Origin of the sequence: Enterobacter sp. MGH 38, assembly GCF_000492855.1 — a bacterium.
Taxonomy (GTDB): domain Bacteria; phylum Pseudomonadota; class Gammaproteobacteria; order Enterobacterales; family Enterobacteriaceae; genus Enterobacter; species Enterobacter hormaechei_C.
In genome coordinates this window covers 65,817-87,294 of sequence record NZ_KI535607.1, presented here as the reverse complement: position 1 = coordinate 87,294, position 21,478 = coordinate 65,817, and the positions used below count along the sequence as shown (strand labels likewise).

General features: G+C 56.1%; 21 protein-coding genes. 10 read left to right on the top strand and 11 right to left on the bottom strand.

From position 1 onward, the window contains the following. Window positions 1–263: 263 nt before the first annotated feature. Genes opgC through L384_RS20415 form a run of 5 tightly spaced genes read left to right on the top strand, consistent with a single transcriptional unit; the run spans window position 264 to window position 4,369 of the window. A complete protein-coding gene (gene opgC / locus L384_RS20395; protein ID WP_023323633.1) occupies window positions 264–1,481 on the top strand; it encodes an OpgC domain-containing protein in 1,218 nt (405 codons plus the stop codon). Window positions 1,482–1,491: 10 nt separating this feature from the next. Then, complete coding sequence (locus tag L384_RS20400; RefSeq protein ID WP_003862255.1) at window positions 1,492–2,391, top strand: hypothetical protein; 900 nt, start codon at window positions 1,492–1,494, stop codon at window positions 2,389–2,391. A gap of 8 nt (window positions 2,392–2,399) precedes the next feature. Continuing rightward, entirely contained in the window at window positions 2,400–3,614 is a 1,215-nt protein-coding gene (locus L384_RS20405; protein WP_023323632.1) for a PP2C family protein-serine/threonine phosphatase, read from the top strand. After that, window positions 3,604–3,942, top strand: coding sequence for an STAS domain-containing protein (locus tag L384_RS20410; protein WP_023323631.1), 339 nt, complete (start codon window positions 3,604–3,606; stop codon window positions 3,940–3,942). The genes L384_RS20405 and L384_RS20410 overlap by 11 nt, the downstream gene beginning before the upstream one ends. Before the next feature lie 7 nt (window positions 3,943–3,949). Continuing rightward, window positions 3,950–4,369: an ATP-binding protein gene (locus L384_RS20415; protein ID WP_022651685.1), complete on the top strand. Its 420-nt coding sequence runs from the start codon at window positions 3,950–3,952 to the stop codon at window positions 4,367–4,369. A gap of 100 nt (window positions 4,370–4,469) precedes the next feature. Here L384_RS20415 and L384_RS20420 read toward each other — a convergent pair whose 3' ends face one another. The 6 genes from L384_RS20420 to L384_RS20445 form a co-directional block, all read right to left on the bottom strand. Continuing rightward, window positions 4,470–5,645 carry a cupin domain-containing protein gene (locus L384_RS20420; RefSeq protein ID WP_023323630.1) on the bottom strand — a complete coding sequence of 392 codons (1,176 nt, stop codon included), beginning with the start codon at window positions 5,643–5,645 and terminating at the stop codon, window positions 4,470–4,472. An 11-nt stretch (window positions 5,646–5,656) separates the two neighbouring features. After that, the gene (locus L384_RS20425; RefSeq protein WP_022651683.1) at window positions 5,657–6,448 is read right to left on the bottom strand and encodes an HpcH/HpaI aldolase family protein; all 792 of its coding nucleotides are present in this window, start codon (window positions 6,446–6,448) and stop codon (window positions 5,657–5,659) included. Continuing rightward, entirely contained in the window at window positions 6,430–7,173 is a 744-nt protein-coding gene (locus L384_RS20430; protein WP_023323629.1) for an alpha/beta fold hydrolase, read from the bottom strand. Before L384_RS20430 ends, L384_RS20425 begins: the two co-directional genes overlap by 19 nt. An 8-nt stretch (window positions 7,174–7,181) precedes the next feature. Next, a complete protein-coding gene (locus L384_RS20435; protein WP_023323628.1) occupies window positions 7,182–7,946 on the bottom strand; it encodes an SDR family NAD(P)-dependent oxidoreductase in 765 nt (254 codons plus the stop codon). A 3-nt stretch (window positions 7,947–7,949) separates the two neighbouring features. Then, window positions 7,950–9,272 carry a histidinol dehydrogenase gene (gene hisD, locus L384_RS20440; RefSeq protein WP_023323627.1) on the bottom strand — a complete coding sequence of 441 codons (1,323 nt, stop codon included), beginning with the start codon at window positions 9,270–9,272 and terminating at the stop codon, window positions 7,950–7,952. Between the two features lie 75 nt (window positions 9,273–9,347). Continuing rightward, window positions 9,348–10,586, bottom strand: coding sequence for an MFS transporter (locus L384_RS20445; protein WP_003862274.1), 1,239 nt, complete (start codon window positions 10,584–10,586; stop codon window positions 9,348–9,350). Between the two features lie 308 nt (window positions 10,587–10,894). Here L384_RS20445 and L384_RS20450 point away from each other — a divergent pair, with 308 nt between their 5' ends. From L384_RS20450 to L384_RS20470, 5 genes are all read left to right on the top strand, one after another. Continuing rightward, the gene (locus L384_RS20450; protein ID WP_003862277.1) at window positions 10,895–11,965 is read left to right on the top strand and encodes a LacI family DNA-binding transcriptional regulator; all 1,071 of its coding nucleotides are present in this window, start codon (window positions 10,895–10,897) and stop codon (window positions 11,963–11,965) included. Then, window positions 11,962–12,933: a nuclear transport factor 2 family protein gene (locus tag L384_RS20455; protein WP_015571630.1), complete on the top strand. Its 972-nt coding sequence runs from the start codon at window positions 11,962–11,964 to the stop codon at window positions 12,931–12,933. The genes L384_RS20450 and L384_RS20455 overlap by 4 nt, the downstream gene beginning before the upstream one ends. Before the next feature lie 105 nt (window positions 12,934–13,038). Further along, the gene (locus L384_RS20460; protein ID WP_015571629.1) at window positions 13,039–14,181 is read left to right on the top strand and encodes a nuclear transport factor 2 family protein; all 1,143 of its coding nucleotides are present in this window, start codon (window positions 13,039–13,041) and stop codon (window positions 14,179–14,181) included. After that, window positions 14,182–15,477, top strand: a complete 1,296-nt coding sequence (gene hisD / locus L384_RS20465; protein WP_022651679.1) for a histidinol dehydrogenase — start codon at window positions 14,182–14,184, stop codon at window positions 15,475–15,477. A gap of 53 nt (window positions 15,478–15,530) precedes the next feature. Further along, window positions 15,531–16,841: an amidase gene (locus tag L384_RS20470; RefSeq protein WP_023323626.1), complete on the top strand. Its 1,311-nt coding sequence runs from the start codon at window positions 15,531–15,533 to the stop codon at window positions 16,839–16,841. A 421-nt stretch (window positions 16,842–17,262) separates the two neighbouring features. Here L384_RS20470 and L384_RS20475 read toward each other — a convergent pair whose 3' ends face one another. From L384_RS20475 to L384_RS20495, 5 genes are read right to left on the bottom strand one after another with little or no spacing between them, the layout of a single operon-like run. After that, window positions 17,263–19,596: a primase-helicase zinc-binding domain-containing protein gene (locus L384_RS20475; protein ID WP_023323625.1), complete on the bottom strand. Its 2,334-nt coding sequence runs from the start codon at window positions 19,594–19,596 to the stop codon at window positions 17,263–17,265. Between the two features lie 14 nt (window positions 19,597–19,610). Then, window positions 19,611–19,931 carry a DUF5375 domain-containing protein gene (locus L384_RS20480; protein ID WP_023323624.1) on the bottom strand — a complete coding sequence of 107 codons (321 nt, stop codon included), beginning with the start codon at window positions 19,929–19,931 and terminating at the stop codon, window positions 19,611–19,613. Then, entirely contained in the window at window positions 19,928–20,155 is a 228-nt protein-coding gene (locus L384_RS20485; RefSeq protein WP_017692848.1) for a hypothetical protein, read from the bottom strand. Before L384_RS20485 ends, L384_RS20480 begins: the two co-directional genes overlap by 4 nt. Continuing rightward, on the bottom strand, window positions 20,152–20,709 hold the full coding sequence (locus tag L384_RS21600; protein ID WP_071789838.1) for a host cell division inhibitor Icd-like protein: 558 nt from the start codon (window positions 20,707–20,709) through the stop codon (window positions 20,152–20,154). Before L384_RS21600 ends, L384_RS20485 begins: the two co-directional genes overlap by 4 nt. Then, complete coding sequence (locus L384_RS20495; RefSeq protein WP_023165627.1) at window positions 20,706–20,972, bottom strand: helix-turn-helix transcriptional regulator; 267 nt, start codon at window positions 20,970–20,972, stop codon at window positions 20,706–20,708. Before L384_RS20495 ends, L384_RS21600 begins: the two co-directional genes overlap by 4 nt. Window positions 20,973–21,478 lie beyond the last annotated feature (506 nt).

Genomic DNA, 21,478 nt, shown 5'->3' with positions numbered 1-21,478 from the left:
CCACGATAGTTATTAATTACAGACCCGTTACTGACAGGGAGCGCAAAACGGAAAATAACGTCCGTAAACAAAAAGTAAAGTAAGTGTAGATGGCGGAGGAAATAATTCCAGAGAGGTTAAAACTCGATTGTTTACACGCGCTAAAATAACTGTTAACTACGCTTAATAATATTTGAAGCGTTATCAAAAATTGCCAGATGCTTTTGTTTACGCTATCTAAATAAAATACAAGAAACTTTTTAGCATGGAGAACGCGACGCCCCATGAGCCAGATTGCGCCTGTGCTTATAAATAAAGACGTTGAAAAACCAACGACATGGCGTTACATCGCGTCGGATAAACGTGATTTACGTATTGATTTTATGCGCGGTATCGCCTTAGTGATGATGGTGGTGGCGCACACGGAAGTGATGTCGATATTTAATATATTTACCTGGGAAAGGTTTGGTCTGGTCACCGGCGCTGAGGGTTTTGTGATCCTTTCAGGATTTATGCTGGGAATGTTAAACCGTGTAAGATTGCAAAAAGCAGTATTGTTGACTATATCCTGGGGGCTTTATCTGCGTGCATGGAAAATATATCGGATAAATATCATCATTATTCTTTCATTTTTACTGTTAGGATATCTGCCGTTTATTAACGTCTTTGAGGTGACCCATTTTACCGATCGTTACTCAGGTACAACCTGGTCACTGTATCCGGTGACGCCGCAAATTAAAGAAACCTGGTTTAACATTGTCCTCTACCTGCAAATTGGCCCTCATCAAACGCAAATCCTTGGGCTCTATATTTTTCTTCTGCTGTTAAGCCCCCTGTTTTTGGGGATGCTCCAGAAAGGATACGTCTACTGGCTGCTGGGTTTATCGTTGCTCGTCTACGGCGGCTGGCAGATGTGGCCGGTACGCGCTACGCCGTCTCAGTTTGAATTCGCGTTTCCGCTGCTGGCCTGGCAGTTTATTTTCGTGCTGGGTATGTGCAGCGGTTGGTACAAAGAGGATTTGATCTCTTTTGCCCGTACGCCCGCCGGTAAGGTCGTGCTCGTGGCGCTGGTGATAATTGCGCTGCTTCTTGGCTTTATCGCCCAGAACCATACCAACCCGTTTATGCCGCCCGCACTGCTAATGCACAGCCTCTCGCCGGAGGACTTCAACGCTTTTTATCATACCTGGGCGGCAAAAAATGGCCTTGGGCCCGTCAGGGTACTTAACGATATCTGTCTGATGGTGACCGTCTATTTGGTGCTGACCTGGCGCTGGCTGCCCCTGTATCGCCTCGCAGGCTGGTTTCTTATCCCGCTGGGTCAACATTCGCTTTATACCTTTATTTTGCATGTCTACGTCGTATTTCTGGTAAGCCAGTTCGTCACGTTCGATCTGTGGCGCCAGGACTGGATAGTGAATACCTTCATTCACGCTGCGGCGCTGGGCGTGCTGTGGCTGATGGCGAAATATAACGTCGCCGCGCGCTGGATACCTAACTAAGGAAGGGCTGATGCGGGATAAATTTTTGCTGACCTGCGCACTGCTGTGCGTTGCCACTGGCGCAGAGTCGGCGCCGAAGGACGATGCGGATTCACTACGTGACAAGAACGGCGAGCCGGTGCAGGCTGGCGTGTTCACCAGCCGCTGGGGTCGCCTGTTCTCCGGTAATGAAGACGTCTTCTCTGGCGCGCTGAGCTTTAGTTCGGGACTAAAAGAGCAGTGGATGACTATCCCTAACAGCTCGGACACCGCAGAGCAGAAACGTAAATACAACCAGACGCTTAATCTCAGCCTGCAATACTCACCCTACAGTTACTGGTTTGCGAACGTGACATCGCGTTTGCCGGTGACGGACACCAGCCGCTACACGGCCGATTTTCGTTACAGTTTTGGCTATGATGACTGGCATGCCAACACTTTCAGCCTGGTGTACAGCAATTACGGGGATAACCGCTTCTGGACGTCAGGAAACCGTCGCCACACCTATTTTGAGCAGGGGGCCGTGACGCTGGCGTATAAATTTTCACTGCCGAAACCGATAGAGAATACGCTCCTGATTAACAAAGGCGATTCTATCATTTGCCAGATGGGCTACAGCTGGGTTCCGCGTTATTACGATCTGGACAGCAACGATATCCGCAAAAACAAGAACGTGGTATTGGGCGGGTGTGGTTATACCTTTAAGCAGCACTTCTTCGTGCGCGCCACGGCGTTCTGGTTTCCGGACAGCAGCCAGCAACAGCCCTGGAACGGCGACTACAGCTATAGTTTTGGCTATGCGGGTTATACGCCAGGTTCATTCTCTGTTCAGTATGCTAACTACTCCGGCACCCGTTACCCCGGTCACCAGAGCGGCAGCGGTAAATTCCGGGAAGGCACCGTCAGCGTCATCTGGTTCTTACCGCTTTAGGAGGGCGTATGTTGTCACAGCACGTCCTGATAGTTGAAGACTCACTGGTTTATCGTCGCCTGCTTAGCCGCATGCTGACGCAGTGGGGGTATACCGTCTACGAGGCGGAGAACGGCGTTGCCGCGCTTGAGATCCTCGAAAACCAGCCAGTCAGCCTGGTGATCAGCGACTGGGATATGCCGGAAATGGATGGCCTGACGTTGTGCCGGGAGGTTCGCAGCCGTCAGTTCGGACATTATGTTTATTTAATTTTGCTTACCGCACGCGAAGAGCCGGGCGATCTGACGGTGGGGTTTGACGCCGGTGCGGATGATTTTCTCAACAAGCCGGTCGAGCAGAGTGAGCTGCGGGCGCGATTGCACGCGGGGGCACGGGTTCTGTCCCTTGAGGCCACGCTTGCTACGCGTAATGCACGCCTCAGTGAGGCGTTAAGGCAGATAGAGCAAGACCTTGAAGTGGCGGCGCGGATCCAGCAGTCGGTTCTGCCTGCGCATCAGTTGCGTTACCGGGATTACTTTGCAGACTGGATTTTTTTGCCGTCAGCCTGGGTGTCCGGCGATATTTTCAATGTCTTCCCGCTGGACAATCACCTGGGATTCTACTGTGTAGATGTGTCGGGGCACGGCGTTGGTGCGGCGATGATGTCACTTGCCGTGGCCCGTCAGTTTCTGCATGGCAGGGCGGTAGAGCGTTTTCTGTTTGCGGACGATAGCGACGTTGCCTCCCCTGCGGAAGTCGTTCGGATCCTGAATGGTCGCTTTTGCAGCGAAGAGGTTGAGATAATGAGTTATTTCACCATGATTTACGGTGTTATCGACCTGACAACAGGTGAAGGCAAGCTTTGCCAGGCCGGGCATCCTACGCCGTTCATTGTGAACCCTGGCGGCGAGGTCAGGACGGTCGGTGAAGGCGGCGCGCCGGTAGGATTGATGCCGGATCTCAGCTGGTCAGACGTAAGCTTCTCGCTGGCGCCGGGTGAGCGCCTCTGCCTGTTTAGCGATGGCATCACCGAGTGTGAAAATCCTGACAACGAACAGTTTGGTCAGGCTCGTTTGCAGCGTCGGCTTCAGGATGACGCCACGCTCGCACTGGAACGGCTCTTACCGCAGTTTGCGCAGCATCTTATACGCTGGCGCAGCGGAAAATGCCGTGAACAGCAGGCCATGGCAGACGATGTTTCCTTATTAGTGATTGAGCGTACAGGAGTAAACGATGAACATTGATACAGACCGACTGGACGACGTAAACATTATGACGCCTTCGGTGCGCCGACTGGACGCCTCGGTGGCGGCGGTATTTAAGGAAACTATTGCCCGGGAGATTGGGGTGGATCGTAAAGCCCTGATAGTCGATTTCAGCAAAATCGATTTTATCGACAGCAGCGGCCTTGGCGCACTGGTTTCCCTGCTGAAGATGATGAACGGTAAAGGTGAAATGATGCTGTGTGCGCTGAACCCCGGTATACGCAACATGTTCACCCTGACCCGTATGGATCGCATATTTCGCATTTGCCCGGATCGCGCTACGGCACTTTCGCATCTATATCAGTGAGTTGACTGTGGCTAACGACATTACTTTTCCCGCCACGTTAACCTCCGTCTCGCCGCTTGCGGCATGGCTTGAGCGTCAGATGGCTTCGCTGTCCGTTAGCGATGACTGGCGCTTTGCGCTCGATCTCGCCGCCTGTGAAACGGCTACCAACATTATTCGTCATGCGCTACATGAGGATCCGGAACGTTGCTTCACCGTGGAGTTCATCGTTACCGTCTCGGACGCGGCGCTGCGTTTTACGGACGATGGCGATAAATTTCCCGCTGAACGTCTCGCGGCGGTGCGTGACGACGCGACGTTCGATGCCTCTCTTTTGGCTGAAAGCGGCAGAGGACTGAAACTCATTTTGTTGTATGTGGATAATTTCACGGTAGAAAATATTGCAGGGAAAAATATCACCGTTCTGGAGAAGAGGATGGTCGGATAATTGTGACGTTTAAGAAGGTCCGATCAGGGCTGTATGTGGGTATTCACAATGGCGCAGTGATCAATCTGCGCCAGTATCGTGATGACGAGCACAAGCCCAGTCAGGCCTCCGCCTGCCATTTTGCCAGTATCGCACCGGCCCGACGGGCCGTAGCTGGCAGGATGTCGGCATCCGCCACGTAGCCATCAGGATCGATACAGCGATTGTGTTCTCTCGCCTCGTGCAGGATCGCCTCGTCCCAGTAGAGGCGCTTACGCTGATCGCCCCGGGTCGTCAGAATAAACTCCACATTGCCATCAACCGCGCGGTAGCGGCGCCAGCTGTTTGCCGGAATGGAGATCACCGAACGTTCCGGGGCGATAATGCTGACTTCCTTACCCGCCTCGTTCCAGGTCACCTCCAGCTGGCCTTTAAAGACCATGATCACCTGAATATCCGGGCAGAGATGGCGACCGACAATGTGGTCGTCAGCAAGACGCAGCCATTCGACGGAAAAACCGTGCGGGCTCAGGATAGCGGGAGCGGAATCCCGATCCTGTGAAATGCCGAAACCGATAACCGGCGCAATTTCGCCGCCGTGTCCCGGCAGCACCGAATCCAGCAGTCCCTGTGCTGACCAGCGGCGGTCATCGCCGGTTACCGCACGCTGGCGCATCTCCTCAACGCTGTAGTCACGCAGACCGGCAATATATTGCTCTGACAGCGGCGTCAGCAGCGCGGCGGGATCGGGCGTTGGTTCACCTGGCTCCTGCGCAATCAGCATATTATCCTTGCTGAGATACATACCGTATTCGCTGGCGGCCGCCAGCACTGACGGGTGCCAGATGATGCCGCCCGTGTTGTCCCCGCCGAGCACGGTAAATACCATGCCGCAGGTATCTTCTTTACTGACGTTGGTGAAACCGCGGAAGATCCAGGTCGGTATTGAGAGGATGGTGGGCGCGCTAAATTCAGCTTCATGCTCGCCGTTGGCGCCCCAGCGAAAACGCCACGTCCCTTCATGGATCAAGAACACTTCTGCGGTGAAATGCAGATGCAGGTTATTCGTCACCCCTTTTGGCATAGCCGCCGCGCCAATGTTAAAGCCGTGCGGCTCGGGAATATTGACGACCTGCTCGCTGGACTGGGTTACACCCGGGCCGATGAAGGAATAGTTTTGTTTGAGATGCGAGCCGGGCAGCTTGCAATCAATAAAAGCAAGATTGCAGGAGACCATATCGTCGGGGGCGATTAACCGTGTTCGTGCCTGGCTCTGGGTAAGATGGATAGTTTTCATCATTTCTCCTTTTAATAACCGGATGCACCGGTGGTAGGGATGGCGTTGCCGCGGGCGAGGGCAATGGCTTCACGTGAGGCGCGACCCAGCTGCATAACGTCGTTTGCAGGGGTAACAAACTGGAAACCCTGAGCAATACGCGCTGCCGCGGCCGCACCGGAAGTGCAGAAAATACCGGCAATCTTTTGCTGCTGGCGGCAGCAGTGAATCACCCGCTCAATAGCAGCAAGCATTTCGGGATGTTGGGATTCGGCGCTGGCACTGCCGGTCAGCGTCAGCGAGAGATCGTTGGGGCCAATAAACACACCGTCCAGCCCTTCGGTATCAAGGATGGCGTCAAGATCCGCCAGCCCTTGGCGGGTTTCGATCATTGCCAGCGTCAGGATCTCGTCGTTGGCGTGCTGTGGATAATCGCTGCCGCCATAGAGTAGACCTCTGGCCGGACCAAAGGAGCGAACCCCCAGCGGTGGATAGCGACAGGCCGCGACAAAACGGCGAGCCTGTTCCGCGCTGGAGATCATCGGGCAGATTACGCCGTAGGCTCCTGCGTCTAATACGCGCATGATTTGCGCCGGATCGTTATCTGCCACCCGCACCAGCGGCACGGCAGGCGTGGCCGATAGCGCCTGTAGCATCGACAACGCGCTGGCAAAATCAATCATGCCGTGCTGCAAATCGACGGTGACGGCGTCGTAACCCTGATGGCCCATAATTTCCGCGCTATACCCGGAGGGGATTGCCAGCCAGCCGTTAACGATCGGGGTATTTTCCAGAAATGCGGTCTTTAAACTGTTTTTGCGCACTGTATGCACTCCGTTATCCACTGACGCAGCAGCGGCGCGATCTCATCCGGGGTTTCCAGCGGAATAAAATGCCCGCCAGCCTCCACCGTATGCCTGGTCACGTTCGCATTGCCTGCTGCCAGTAGTTGATGATGATGAGGCGTGCAGATAACGTCCTGCGCGCCGTTTAGAAGTAATGTGGGGCAGTCGAGGGCGTTAAACGCAGTCCGGTTGTCCTGCCGGTGAATGGCCATTTCAGTTTGCCCGGCAAAGGTCTCAATGCCGCACTCTTGCGCCATTCGGCAAATAGTCTCTTGCAGGATCCGATCGGACAGACGTGACGGGGTGACATAGCTCTGCCACAGCGAGGAGACCAGCCAGTCGGCCAGGCCCCGCGCCTGTGCGGTGTGTACCGCTTCCCGGCGTGAAGCGAGGGTGTCTGGCGCAACGGGCAACGGATTAACGGAAATCAGCGTCAGCCCGTTCACTCTTTCTGGCGCGTCGGCGGCCATTTGCAGCGCGACAATCGCGCCGAGCGAAAAGCCCGCCAGCAGAAAGCGCGGCGGCAGAACCTTTAATAACCGCCGTGACGCCTGCGGCGCGGACTCTGCGCCCGTCAGCGTGATGCACAGCACCGCTGAGATGTTCAGCCTTTCAATAAGGGGCTGCCAGAGCCGGGCGTTACACAGGGTGCCACCAAGCAGCACCAGCGGTAGATCGGTATTGTCCAGAAGCGGATATTCCATTGCATCCCTCACGTAGCCGTCCAGCCGCCGTCAACCATCAGGGCGCTGCCGGTGATCAGCCCGGCGGCCTCAGAGGCGAGGAACACTACCGGCCCCATAATGTCCTCCAGCCTGCCTGGCCGGCGCAGTTTGATGTTGTCCAGCACATAGCGGCGAAATGCCGGGTCGGCGAGTGACGAACGCGTCAGGTCGGTTTCAATGAAGGTCGGGCACAGCGTATTGACGCGGATCCCCGCATCGCCCAGCTCCAGCGCCATCGTTCGGGTTAACCCTTCAAGCGCGAATTTGGAAGCGCAGTACACGCTACGCTCGGGGCCGCCAACGTGTCCCATTTGCGATGAGATGTGAATAATCGCTCCTCCCTTACCGCCCGCCCGCATTCTGCGCGCCACGCGCTGGCTGACAAAAAAGGTGGCGCGCAGGTTAAGCGTCATCACCGCATCGAAATTGTCCTCGTTCACCTCAAGAAACGGCTGGTGGCGGGCCAGCCCGGCACTGTTCACCAGAATGTCGGGCGTGGGCAACGTCGCCAGCACACGCTCCACCTCCTGAGCGTCGGTAATATCCAGTTCCAGCGGGTGGAATGCGAGGCTGTGTTCCGCTGCCAGACCTGCGGCATGCGCAAGCGCCTCGCGGCCCCGGGCGGCAATCCAGACCTCTGACCCTGCCTGTGCGAGGGCGACGGCGGCAGCGAAGCCAATCCCTCTTGACCCGCCGGTCACCAGCGCGCGTTTGCCGTGCAGGGTGAAAGAGGGCGTTTGCAAAAGCGTCATGGCTTACACCTTTTCCCTGACCGGGGCCGGTGTGGCGTAGGGAACTTCCGTCTGGCCATAACGGCGCACGCGAATATTGGCCTGCTCGGCATGTCCGGCGAACCCCTCCAGGAGCGACAGACGCGAACAATAGCTGCCGATTTCGGCGGTGGCTTCGTCGCTGAGGACTTTCTGGAAGGTGCAGGTTTTCATGAACTTGCCCACCCACAGGCCGCCGGTATAACGTGCGGCTTTCTGCGTGGGCAGGGTGTGGTTGGTGCCGATCACCTTATCGCCGTAGGCCACGTTAGTACGTGGTCCAAGGAACAGCGCGCCGTAATTGGTCAGGTTAGCCAGGAACCAGTCGTCCCGGTCGGTCATCACCTGAACATGTTCGGAAGCGATACGATCTGCCTCCAGCAGCATCTCTTCGTAGCTGTCGCAGACGATGATTTCCCCGTAGTCCTGCCACGACTGGCGGGCAATGTCGGCGGTAGGAAGCTTTTCCAGCAGCCGTTCCACTTCGCTGAGCGTCTCTTTGGCAAGCTGGAGCGAGTTCGTCAGCAGGATGGCAGGGGTGGTGACGCCGTGTTCGGCCTGGCCCAGCAGATCCGTTGCGCACATTTCCGCGTCAACCGTGTCATCGGCAATCACCAGCGTTTCCGTCGGACCGGCAAACAGATCGATACCTACCCGGCCGAACAGCTGTCGTTTGGCCTCCGCGACGAAGGCGTTACCGGGGCCGACCAGCATATCGACCGGTGCCAGCGAGTCCGTGCCCAGCGCCATGGCGCCTATCGCCTGAATGCCGCCAAGGGCATAGATTTCCGTTGCGCCAGCCATTTTTTGCGCCGCGACGATCGCCGGGGCGGGCTGACCGTTAAACGGCGGGGCACAGCTGATAATTCTTGAGCACCCCGCCACGCTGGCGGTAATGATCGACATGTGCGCGGAGGCGAGCAGGGGATATTTTCCGCCAGGCACGTAACATCCCACGGCGTTAATCGGAATATTTTTATGCCCGAGAATAACGCCGGGACGCGTTTCAATTTCCAGGTCCCGCAGACATTCTTTCTGCGCGCGGGCAAAATTCGCGACCTGCTGTTGGGCGAATTCAATATCCTGAATATCCTGACGGCTTAACTGTTTTATGCAGCGGTCAATCTCCGCGGACGTCAGACGATAATCCTGACGGTCATAACGATCGAATTTAATGGATAATTCGCGAATGGCTTTATTTCCGCGTTTTTCAATATCTGCAAGTATTTGTTCAACCGTTTCTCTTATTTGCTGGTTGGCTTGCTGGCGCTCTTCGGTAGATTTACCGGTTTTTAATTTCCAGGACACTCGCTTCTCCTTACCTTTTTCAGATGTCAGTTGTCCTCCCGGCGAGCCGGGAAAGGGTATTTACTTCAGAAAGGGTTATTGATCCGGCGCGGCAGCGTACGCACCGTTTTTTAATAATTGGGCTGAGGTTTGCGATTTACGGGCATATACCCATCGAGCGGACAGCGGCGTGGCAATAGCGGCCACAACGGAAAGGGCGGCAATCAATATATAACCGGACGACAGGTTAATATGTTGCATCATTACGCCCATCATTACCGGCCCGACAAACATGCCGCAGGAATAAATGGTCTGGAATAGCCCCATTCGCGTGGATTGTTCATCAGACGAGGTATTCACTACGCTGAGCGACATGAATGCTGCAAAGGCCATACCGAACGAGAACCCCGCCAGCGCCTGCCACAGGTAAATAACATAGATATTGCTGGTGAAGGGAATGCCGAAAGTGGATATCACCTGTAAAACGATGCCGAGCACGGCGGTTTTTACCAGCCCAAGGCGCTGATAAAACACCGAGCTGCACAGGGCGATGGCCAGCCCGTAAAAAAGAAGGTGAATGTTACCCAGCAGCGCGAGGATCCCCGCCCGGGCGCCAAGCTGCTCGGCATAGACCGGCGTCAGCGTGTCGCGGGTGGCGAAGGGCACCAGAATGACGACGGTCGCCAGAATGCCAATCAGCCAGACGGAACGGTCGGCCAGCTGCTGGCGCGCGCCGGTAATGCAGGCTTTAAGCGTGGGGGCCTGAACCGGGTCGTGCACGTCCTGAATGCGGGTCGTCAGGATCAACGCCACCAGGGCGGAGATGCAGGAGACAAAAAAGGCGATGTTATTGGCGAAATAGTGAATCAGCACCGCGCCAATACAGTTGCCGAGAAACACGCCGATGGGCCCTGCAAGCGCCAGCAGCGCGACGGCGGCAGGGGCTTCGTTGCGACCGAAGTAACGCATGAACAGGATGTTGTACAGCACCCAGGTCGCCGCCGTGACGCCGTCTGCCGCTTTCGCCAGATACAGCGTAATGGCATTGGGTTCAAGCCAGGCAATCGGCCAGGCGATAATTGGCAGCAGCAGGCCAATCTGGATGAAGATCCTGCGGCTTTTAACCACGTCGGAAATAATGCCTAACGGGAAGCGTATCAGAAGGGTTGCCAGACCAGACGCGCCCATAATGATGCCCATGATCTGTGGCTCAATGCCCTGGTTGATCATCATGGGGGCCAGGAATGCATCAATGCTATGGATGCAGATAAAGAACAGGATGCTGATGATAAAAAAGAGCCGGGCTTCCCGACGGCGTAACAGTGCTTGAAACATGGTTTTGAACCTCTTGAGAATTAATGGGTTATAACCAGTCAGGGACGACGTTTACCGGTTCAATCCTTTGGGCGACTCCTGTTCTCTCCGGTACCATTGACGGTATGAAAACTCTTTGCATACGTATTCAAGATTTGAAGTTACGAAAAGGTTTCATGTTTGTAAAGTGATCTCGATCTTGTTGTGAGAATTTTAATTTTTTGTGTTGCATACGCATGCAAAGGTGGTGTAAGTATAAAAAACACCCACTTGCTGAGGCGTTTGAAGCACGCGCAAATGGGCAGGACGTTGATAAGGAATCAGGGGTAATGAAACGTAAGACTTTTGCAGCAGTCACATCCCAACAGGTCGCTCAGCTGGCGGGGGTATCGCAATCTGCGGTGTCGCGAACGTTCACGCCGGGGGCCAGCATTTCGCCGGCAACGCGTGAAAAAGTGCTGAAGGCAGCGCGCGAGCTGGGTTATCGCCCGAATGCGATTGCCCGTTCGCTCAACACGGCTCGTTCGCGCATTATCGGTGTCGTCATTTCTTACTTTGATAACCCCTTTTACTCGCAGGTGCTGGAGGCGCTGGCGCAAAAGCTGGATACGCTGAACTATCACCTGCTGCTGTTCGTTGGCGACCGGGAGGGCAACGTTGACCGTATTTTTGACCAGATTATGCAGTACCGGGTGGATGGTATTGTGCTGGCCTCGGTGACGCTGTCGCTGGAGTTATCTGAAGAATGCCTTGCCGCCGGGATCCCGGTAGTGCTGTTTAACCGCAGCGAAGAGAGTGGCATGGCCTCCAGCGTCAACAGTAATAACGAAGCGGCCGCGCGGCAGATTGCCGAGTTTCTGCTGGCGGGGGAGCACAAGCGTTTTGCCTACGTGGGCGGCGTGGCCGATTCCCCGGTCAATATTGCCCGCCAGCGCGGGTTCATCTCCACGCTGGAAGAACATGGCATCACCGATGTGCGGGTGGTGCACGGGAATTACGACGCTCAGCAAACCACCCGGGCAGCCTATACCCTGTTTTCGACGTCGCCAGCGCCGGATGCGGTCTTTGTCGCCAACGATCATATGGCCGTCACGGTAATGGATGTGGCGCGCTATGAGTTTGGTTTGCGCATTCCGGAGGAGGTCTCCGTTGTCGGGTATGACGACATTGGCCCTTCCGGCTGGCCCTCTTATGCGTTGACCTCGGCGTCGCAGCCGGTGGGCGCGATGGTGGATGCCACGGTGGAACTGTTAATGAAACAAATTGACAGCGGAACCATAGAGCCTGAACAGATTACGGTGCCCGGTACGCTGGTGATACGCCACTCGGCGCGTCGCCCACGCAGCGGCGTTATCGAAACCAATGGTTTAACGCTATTCCAGTCTAAGGAGCGCACATGACCAGATTGCGGGGCTTCAGCCCTCAATTCGACTCTATCCAGCAGTTCATTTTGACGCTGACGCACGTGGTGTGGGAGCAGAAAGATATCGGCCAGCTGGCGGATTTTTACGCCACGCCGGTGGTTTTCACTACCCCCGAAAAACAGCTGCATGAGCTTTCCCAGTTTATGCGCCTGACGCTTGAGGCGATGCACAGCTTCCCGCAGCGAGCGGTGCTGACGGAGGATATTCTGTGCAGCCAGAACCCGGGGGATGAGTACTATGCGGCGCAGCGTACCGTAGCCCGCATTCAGCACCAGGGGGAGGGATTTTTTGGCCCGCCGACGGGGAAAAATGTCTGGGTCCGCACCTGGGCCGATCGCATCTGTGTTGATGGTGCCGTACGCCAGGAGTGGCTGCTTCAGGATCGTGCCGCGATTGTGGCGCAACTGGGGCTGGATGTCCGCGACTTTGCTTTTAACCTGGCGACCATGCGCCAGCAGCTTGGGCTGGAATCTGTGTCTGCTGAGACGCTGGACGCCCGCTGGGCGGGCGGGCCCGAGGGCGACGACGTGGAAGGGGCGCTGGCCGGGGTCGTTGAGCGCTACTTAACGATGTGGGCGGGCGGTAACAGCGGCGTGGTGCCCGGTCTCTATCACCCGGCGGCGACGCTGTACGCGCCGGGGCACTGCCTCTGCACCGGCGAACAGGAAATTGGCGCACAGCTTTCCGGTTATCGCGCTTCATTTGCCGACAGCGAAACGCAACTTCATCACCTGATTGTGCGTAAAGATCCTAATGAGCCGATTCGACTTTCATTGCGCTGGTCGTTGTTAACCTGGCATGACGGTTACGGCAAATTTGGTGCGCCGACCCGTAAACCCATATCAATTACCGGTATCAGTCAGCTTGAATTACGTGATGGTTTAATTTTCCGTGAATACCTGGGGATCGATGAATTAGCGATTTGGTCGCAAATATTTAATTAATGGGGCGGCAGCCCCCTTATTCCGGCTGCAAATATTAACCGTGTTTAATTCACCCTCACTTACGGGTGCGGGTTCTTATTGTCTGAAAACAGAGCAGGAGTTTATATGTCTTCCACCGAAGCAACAAATAAAGCACCAGCCGTACCCGAAAAAAGCAGCGTGAAATCTCTGAAAGAGGAACCTGTATTACAGGTGGAGCGTCGTGATTTTGTCGATCTGGTACCGGAAAAAAGACCGCGTGTGCAATCATTACGCGGCTTTGATGACTGCTATACCGATATTGTCGATTATATCGTTCGCTGCACCCATAAAATATGGGATGAGCGCGATGTCGGCTTAATTTATTCTCACTATACCCATAACTGCGTGCTGTATAACGCGCTGGGGACACTCTATAACCGTGAACAGGTGGTACAGGATACGCTGCAACGCTTAATTGCCTTCCCGGAACGGCGCGGAATGGCAACCCAGGTTATCTGGAACGGAAATGATGTTGACGGTTTTTATACCTCTCACCTGGTGACGGGAAGCGGGCGGCATACCCAGCACAGCCATTTAGGCAAGCCGACCAACCGCACCTTCGTTACCCGGACCGTGGCGGATTGCATGATCCACGAGAATAAAATTTATCGGGAGTGGGTGGTCAGCGACAACATGTCGTTAATGAAACAGCTTGGCCTGAACACCGATCAAATCGCATTTAATATGGCAAAAGAGCAGTTCGATAAAGGCTTCCGCGTGATGGACATCGGCGAAAACGGCCGCATGCTGGGGCAATATCCGCCGGAGATGGAGTGCGATGTATCCATTGCGCACACTGATACTGAGGAGCAGTGCCTGCGTTGGCTGCATGAGATCTACAACCGCCGGATGTTTGGCAAGATCAAAGAAGTGTATGCGCCTAACGTACAGTGGCACGGTCCGCTGATGAAAGAGCTGTACGGCACCGCGGCGGTAACCCATCAGACGCTGGCGCTGGTGGGGATGATCCCTGACGGCGCGTGGCTGCCGCAGCATATTTGTTCCAACCCGTGCGATGAAGGCGGCGTCAAAGTGGCCGTTCGCTGGATCATCGAAGGGCATCACCTGGGTTACGGCGAACTGGGCAAGCCGACCGGAGAACGACTGTTTGTGATGGGCATGTCGCACTACCACATCGTCAACGGAAAAATTGTTGATGAGTGGGTGGTTTACGACCATCTGGCGCTGCTGGCGCAAATCAAACTCGGCCAGATGGAGGACGCGTAAATGTTAAATAAGGTGAGCTGGATTAAGCGCCCGCAGGGGCAGGATGCGCAGGCCGATCGTTCCCTGACGGAGAAGGTCAGCGCCATTATCGAGCGCGTGAAAACCGAAGGCGATACGGCGCTAAGAGCCTTTTCGCAGCAGTTTGATAAGGTCGTGCCCGCGCAGTTTGAGGTGAGCGAGCAGGAGATCGCCGAAGCACTGGAGGGGATGGATGCCCAGACGCGCCGCGACAGTGAGTTTGCGATTAATCAGGTGCGTCGTTTTGCGCAGGCGCAGCTGGCGACCATGCAGCCGCTGGAGGTAGAGACGCTGCCTGGCGTGCATCTCGGTCACCGGATCATCCCGGTGCAGACGGTGGGCTGCTACGTGCCGGGCGGTCGGTATCCGATTCTCTCCGCTCCCGTGATGTCGATTGTTCCTGCGACGGTGGCGGGTTGTGAACAGATTATCGCCTGTCTGCCCCCGGGCGCCCATCCGGCGATGATTGCAGTTTGCCATCTGGCAGGCGCGCACCGCATTTTCAAAGTTGGCGGCGCGCAGGCCATTGCGGCTATGGCCTGGGGAACGGAGAGCATTCCGTCGGTGGACAAAATCGTTGGGCCAGGCAACGCCTTCGTTAATGAAGCGAAACGCCAGGTTTTTGGTCGGGTCGGCATTGATGCCCTCGCCGGTCCGAGCGAGATTTTCACTATCGCGGACGACAGCGCCGACCCGCGCATTCTGGCCGCCGATATGCTGGCGCAGGCAGAGCACGATATTCATACCCGCGTCGGGCTGGCGACAACCAGCCGGGATATCGCTGAGCGTACCCTGGCGGAGGTTGAGCGTCAGCTCGCCAGCCTGCCAACGGCGGCAACGGCGGGGGAGGCGTGGCGCCGGCAGGGTGAGATTGTGCTCTGCGAAGATGAAGCGCAGCTGATTGCTTTTGCTGACCATATGGCGACGGAGCATTTGCAGGTGCATACCCGCGATCCGCACGCGACGGCGGCGAAGATCCGCAACTATGGCTCGCTGTTTATTGGTCAGAACGCCAGTGTGGTGTTCTCTGATAAATGCTGCGGCACCAACCACACGTTACCGACGATGGCGGCGGCACGCTATACCGGCGGTCTGTGGGTAGGGGCGTACGTCAAAATCTGTACCCATCAGTGGATTGACGAGCAGGGTATCCCGGCAATCGCAGAACCGGCGATCCGCCAGAGCCGTACCGAGGGGATGCAGGGGCACCGACGGGCGGCGGAAATTCGTCTGCGTCCGCAGGACATTGATGCCATTACTACCGGCATGCGGGACTAAAACGTATCCCGGGCAGCCTTCTGCCCGGTTTTCAGCACGGGGAGCCTGAGATTATGAAGCGCCTGATACCGCCAGACGACTGCCCGGAGGAAATTGCCCGCCGTCTCGACGTCATACAGCAGCACCGGGCGCTCAACGCGATCCTCGGGGTTAACCCTGACGCTATGTCTCAGGCGGAACAGCATCAGCAGCAGCGTCGACGTGGAGAGCCGATCGGCCCCCTGCACGGCGTGCCGCTGATCGTCAAAGATAATATTGCCTGCGCGCCGATGCCGATCACCCTTGGCTGCCGTGCGTTGGCCTCACTTAACGCGACAGCGGATGCACGGGTCGTGCAGCGATTGCGCAGCGCGGGGGCGATTATTCTCGCCAGGGCCAATATGTCCGAGTTCGCGTTCGATGTGCGCTCGCGAAGCTCGCTGGGGGGCGATGTGGCGAATCCACTTTGCCCGACACTCACCGCCGGAGGTTCCAGCGGAGGATGCGCTGCGGCCGTGGCGGCGGGAATGGCGGATGGCGCATTGGGTACCGATACCGGCGGCTCTATCCGCATTCCCTGTAGCTATACCGGGCTGGTGGGGCTACGGCCTGCCTTTCGCCGTTCACAGCTGGACGGTGTAGCGCCGCTCTCGCCCAGCAAAGATACCGTTGGGCCAATGGTACATAGCGTTGAAGATGCCGCCTTGCTGCATGCGGTGATCCATGGCCTGCCGCCGGTTGCGCTTCCTGTGCGTTCGCTGAAAGGCGTTCGCTTTGGTGTGGTGACCGCGTTACAGGGAGAGGATGAGGTACAGCTGGAGGTCTGGCAGTCGGCGCTGCACACGTTGCGCCGTGCCGGAGCGACGCTGGTGGAGGTTTCACTCCCTTTCCTTGAAGAGGTGAGGCAGGCCACCTGCCTCAGTCTGTATGAATTTCGCGTGGCGATTGACGACTGGCTTAGCAAACAGCCTGGCGCTCCCTCCGGACTGACGAGCATTGTGGACTCCGGCGCTTTCCTGCCGGAGTTTGCGCCGTTTCTACGTCAGATGCTGGCGAGTAACACGCTGAAAACCCCGCTCTGGCTGGCGGGGCGTCGCTTTCAGCGCCTGTTGCGGCAGAACCTTTGCCAGGTGGCGGAGGCGCAGCGCATCGACGGATTTGTGTATCCCACCGTACAACGATTACCAGAAAGTATGGCGAAGATGCCGCCAGGCTGCGCGCCGGAACTGGCCGCCATCAGCGGCCTGCCTGCCATTACGTTACCGTGCGGCGTAAGCCGTATCGGTCTGCCGGTGGGGATGGAGATGTTATCGGTGCAGAAGGATGAGGCGGCACTGATGGTGCTGGCGCTGGCGTGTGAGGGGGCGCTGGGCGAGAAGGGATAGATACAAAAAAGCCCGCAGAGCTTGCGCAGTGCGGGCTTTCTGTACTTCACCGGACATATCCGGATCATTATTTGGTGGCTGGCGGAGTCTGAATAAATTTCGCAATGTATTAAATTTAAATGATTTTTCAGTATTCAACTTTCAGTTGTGTACCTAAACGTGTACCAATTATGAAATGTCATAGTAATACGCTCCCTCTTTAGAAATGTGTCGCCTTTTTCATGTGGTCTTTTTTCTCAAACAATAAGCAATGAAAAAAAGTTTTTTTGCATTTAACTATTCACACTGTTCACCTTTTGTTTTTTATCAATAATTTCAGTGCGATATAGGGTGAATATACGGTGAAGGGTGAACAGTGGAGTGTTCACCCTATGGCAATTGCCAGAAAGAAAAAGACCGGCTGTTGCCGGTCTGGAGTTGGTTAAGTCGCTGCGGGTTCGTCGCATTTCGGCAGCCAGTCGCCGTAGCTTTGTTCTTTCAGCGACAGGTTGGTCTGTATCCCCTGCTTTGTGTGCCGCTTTTCATAATTCAGGCCGTACTCTTTCAGCATCATGGGCAGCCCCAGCCCGAACATTTTCAGGCTGAGCACGTTCCTGTATCCGTTAGCCTCCATATAGGCCAGATACGCATGATAGAGATATTTACGGTAATTGCGCGGGACGATGCTGGCATTACCCATAAACATCCCGTTGGTCTGCGGCAGCATTTCCAGATAGCCGCAAAAATCAAACGTCGGGTCAGCATCGCGCTTGATGCAGAGCGCCTCGTCGGAGTTCTGCTGCGACTGGAGCAGTGCGCGCGCGGCCATCGGGTCGCTGAATTTCTGCATAAGCTGGCGCACGATAACAGCCAGCTCGCGCGCAATTTTATCCCTGAGCTGCGGGTCGCGTTCCTCCGGGGCAATCTGCTCCGGGAAATGAATAATCACCCGGCGACGTGACACACCGCCGCTGCGGTCGGTGAAGCGCATTGGGTTATTGTTCACGGCCAGAATCACCGCAGGGATATGCGTTGAGTACGGATTCTGGTATTTCGGGTCAACTGAAACTGCATCGCCGCCGGTGATGGCCTTCAGCCCTGCACCGTCACCGCTCCATTTTTCCTGGTCAGGCAGACGTATCAGCGAGAAGCCAATCAGGGATGCACGCTTGCGCGGGTCTTCCAGCGTATCGATATCGGCCGATGTGGCGTTATCCTCTCCGGCGAGCAGGGTCGCAATTTCGGCCAGAATACTTTTTCCGCTCCCGCCGGGACCGGTGACTTCGAGAAAGAGCTGCCAGTCGTAGCGGTTCGCCAGCACCATAAAAAGCGCAGCCAGTATCACGTCGCGCTTTTGTGGATTTTTACCGGCCGCCCGGTCGAGCCAGCGCCAGAAGTTCGGCGCGTGAGTCTTCAGCGTTTCCCCCTCGACCGGCGGAGTAAAATCCACGTCGCAAAGCGTGCGCAGCCAGTGCGATTTACTGTGCGGGCTGAACAGGCCGCTCTGGGTATCAAGTACCCCGTTGCGAAAACCAATCAGACGCCGTGCCGGTGCGGCCTGCTGCGGAATAATCAGCTTCAGGGTCTCCACCACCGAGGCAATTTTCCCGGATGAGAACGGGGCGCGTAAGCGCTGGAATAAATCTGCCACATTACGTGAAAAAGTGGCGGCAGGAATATTTTTCCAGATGCCGTTTTCATAGCGGGACAGGAGCTGGCCGTTCGCATCCACCGCCAGCGCTTCACCGTAATGCTCATGCACCCGCATTGCCTTGTCACTGGCGCTCATGGCGGTAAATTCCGCCTCGCTCATGGTATCGAACGGACTTTGTACCGGTGGCCGGATGGCATCATAAATCGCTTTTCGGGTGGCCTCCCCGCCGTGCTGCATAAACGCATCATTCCAGTCACCGAACACCGGAGGCAGGGCGACAATGCCCTCACAGGCTCCTGCGGCCGCTGCGGCTTTGTTCTGACCGTCACCGTTAAGGTCACGGTCAGCAGCGAGGACAATCTGACAGGCCGGGTGTTTCTGGCGGACAAGGCTCGCCAGAGAAAGGAGGTTCACGGACGACAGCGCCACCATGACGGTTTCACCGGTCAGGTGATGCACGGTGAGCGCGGTCGCATAGCCCTCCGCTATCCACAGGCGTTTTCCGGCCTGTTTTTTCCCTTCGATGGTATGGCACGCCCCTTTTACCGCCCCACCTTTCAGGGTGCGTTTGAGACCGTCAGAATTGATAAGCTGAAGGTTAACCAGTGCGCCGGTATCGTCATACAGCGGGACAACCACATCACCGGCGCGAAACGTCACGCCGCCGGTTTTGTGTGTGGCCGACAGTATGAGACATTCATGACCGGGGAATCCCTTGCGGTTCAGATAGGCGTTGCCGCTGGCCGTGCGGGTTTTCTCCATCAGTCTGACGGCCAGTGCGGCCGCCGCTTTGCGGTCGGTATCGGTTTCAGCCTCTGCGGCCGCAATCACTTTCGGGGCAACCGGCGGCAGGTTGCCGGTCACGGCGTTCACCTTCCCGGCAGCCTCTGATGCGGTCACGCCGAACACTTTCTCAACCAGCTTAAGCCCGTCACCCGCGCCGCACTGATTACAGAGCCACGTCCCGCGCCCCTCTTTATCGTCAAAGCGGAAACGGTCAGAGCCGCCGCACACCGGACAGGCCTGATGCCGGTTTTTTATGACCTTCACACCCAGCGCCGGGAGAATGCGCGGCCAGTGGCCGCACGCCTGTTTTACCGTCTCTGTTACGTTCATTTTCATCGTTATTTTCTCCCTCAGTGCACAACAGGCGATTGAATGTGACGGGCGCACAGTTCATCCATCACTGCGAGCCCGAGGAAGGACAGTGAGGGCGCGGTCTTGAGTGGTCCGTCTTCCATTAAATCTTCCAGCAGTGCACAGGCAATCTGACGGCCTTTTTCCTCGCCGTGCTGGCGCAGGTAGAACCCCTCCAGCTCGTCGGCAATCGCACTTTCCAGCGCGTCGAGGGTGAGGTTTGGGTAGCGGCGCTGATGTTCGCATACCGTCAGCCATGCACAGGCCACGGCGCGACGATACAGCGCAGCGCGTAATACGTGCGGTAATGGCTTTTTCATACGTTGCCCTCCCCGGTCAGCCAGCGCTGATTGCAGCGCTCTACCACGCCGTCGAGCTGGGCGGTCATAAGGTAAATCACAGAGGTGAGCTGTGACTGCTGCGCAGGGTCACGACGAACGGTGGCGCAGTCCTGCACCTGCATCAGCTCATTGACGAGCTGGCCGACGTTGCGCATATGCTCCAGACATTCGAGGTCACGGGCAGTAATGGTGGTGTGTCTCATGCACGCACCTCCGCAACCGGCAGACGGCCAGCGAATGAGAGGATGTAATCGCGAACAAGGGAACGACGTGCAGCGTGTTCATCACCGGCAACGGTGCGGAGCATACAGATACAGGGTTTACGGTCTGCGCGACGAACGGCGGCAAACACAAAGACAAACTGCGGGTACGACGGGGTGAGGGTAGTAGCCATGATGGCAGCCTCCTTGAAGTAGTTTGAAAAACTACCACCGGAAACGCCAATTTCACTGGTGGCAGCCCGAACGGGGTTGGCGTAACCGGCCTTCAAGGAAACCGGCCAGCCCGAAGGCTGCCCCGCCCGGACTACCATTATCAGAAAAGGACTCGGGTGCACGAATAAACACCACAGCCCTGAAAATGGGTGTGCCTGAGCAACGACATAAAAAAACACGCATGGCGCGTGTCGTGTCGCCTTGAAGTTATTCGGAACGCCAATTCCGGCTGCCGATTTTGCGACAGCGGGAAAACTATACCTGGAAACGGCGAAAAGAAGCAAGCCAGAAAAAGGGGCAGTTTGCTGAACGGTCATCATCATGCGTCATAGCCCCGGTTGCGTTCGGCAATGCGATCCGCCATCCATGCCGTGATTTCAGACTGCGCCCACGCCACGTTTTTGCCGCCGAGGGAGATTTGTTTCGGGAAAGCCTCCCGGCTGATGAGGTCGTAAATGGTCGACCGGGACAGACCGCAAAGATGCATCACTTCAGGCAGGCGGATAAAGCGCTCCTGAACGGCATCAGAAACCGGCATCAGTGGTGCGGCAGGGGCAGAAGACGGGGAAGAAAAAGCGGTGTGCATCGGGCTACCTCATAAAGTCCATACAGGGCCGGTCATGTCCGTCCGGCTTCGGGTAGCTCCTTATTATGTCTATATTTTTCCTCAGGTCATGTGAGATTTTCGGGGAAACAAACATTGACTTTTCGCTCTGGCAAACAAAGACAAACGCAGGCAAAGATATGCAAATCACTGCATTACAATGCAGCAATATTTATTGCTTTTGGTTATATTTTTTTTATTTTTAATCGGAATAAAGTCTAAGTGGTATCGACAGAGCAAAACAGGAGGGTGAACAGTGGTGAACAGACGGTGAACAGTCAGACCCTCAACTGTTCACCCTTTATCTTACTGTATTACTTATATTTTTATTATAGGTGAACAGTGGTGAATAGTTATAAGTAAAAAAACAAACGATGAGTAAGGTTTTGCTGAGACCTTTCCCTGGCAAGCCGGGTTTTGAGTGGTGTTTGTGCCAGAACTGCCACAACTGCAATGAATCGAGATGTTGTGTGATGAAGGGCAGAATC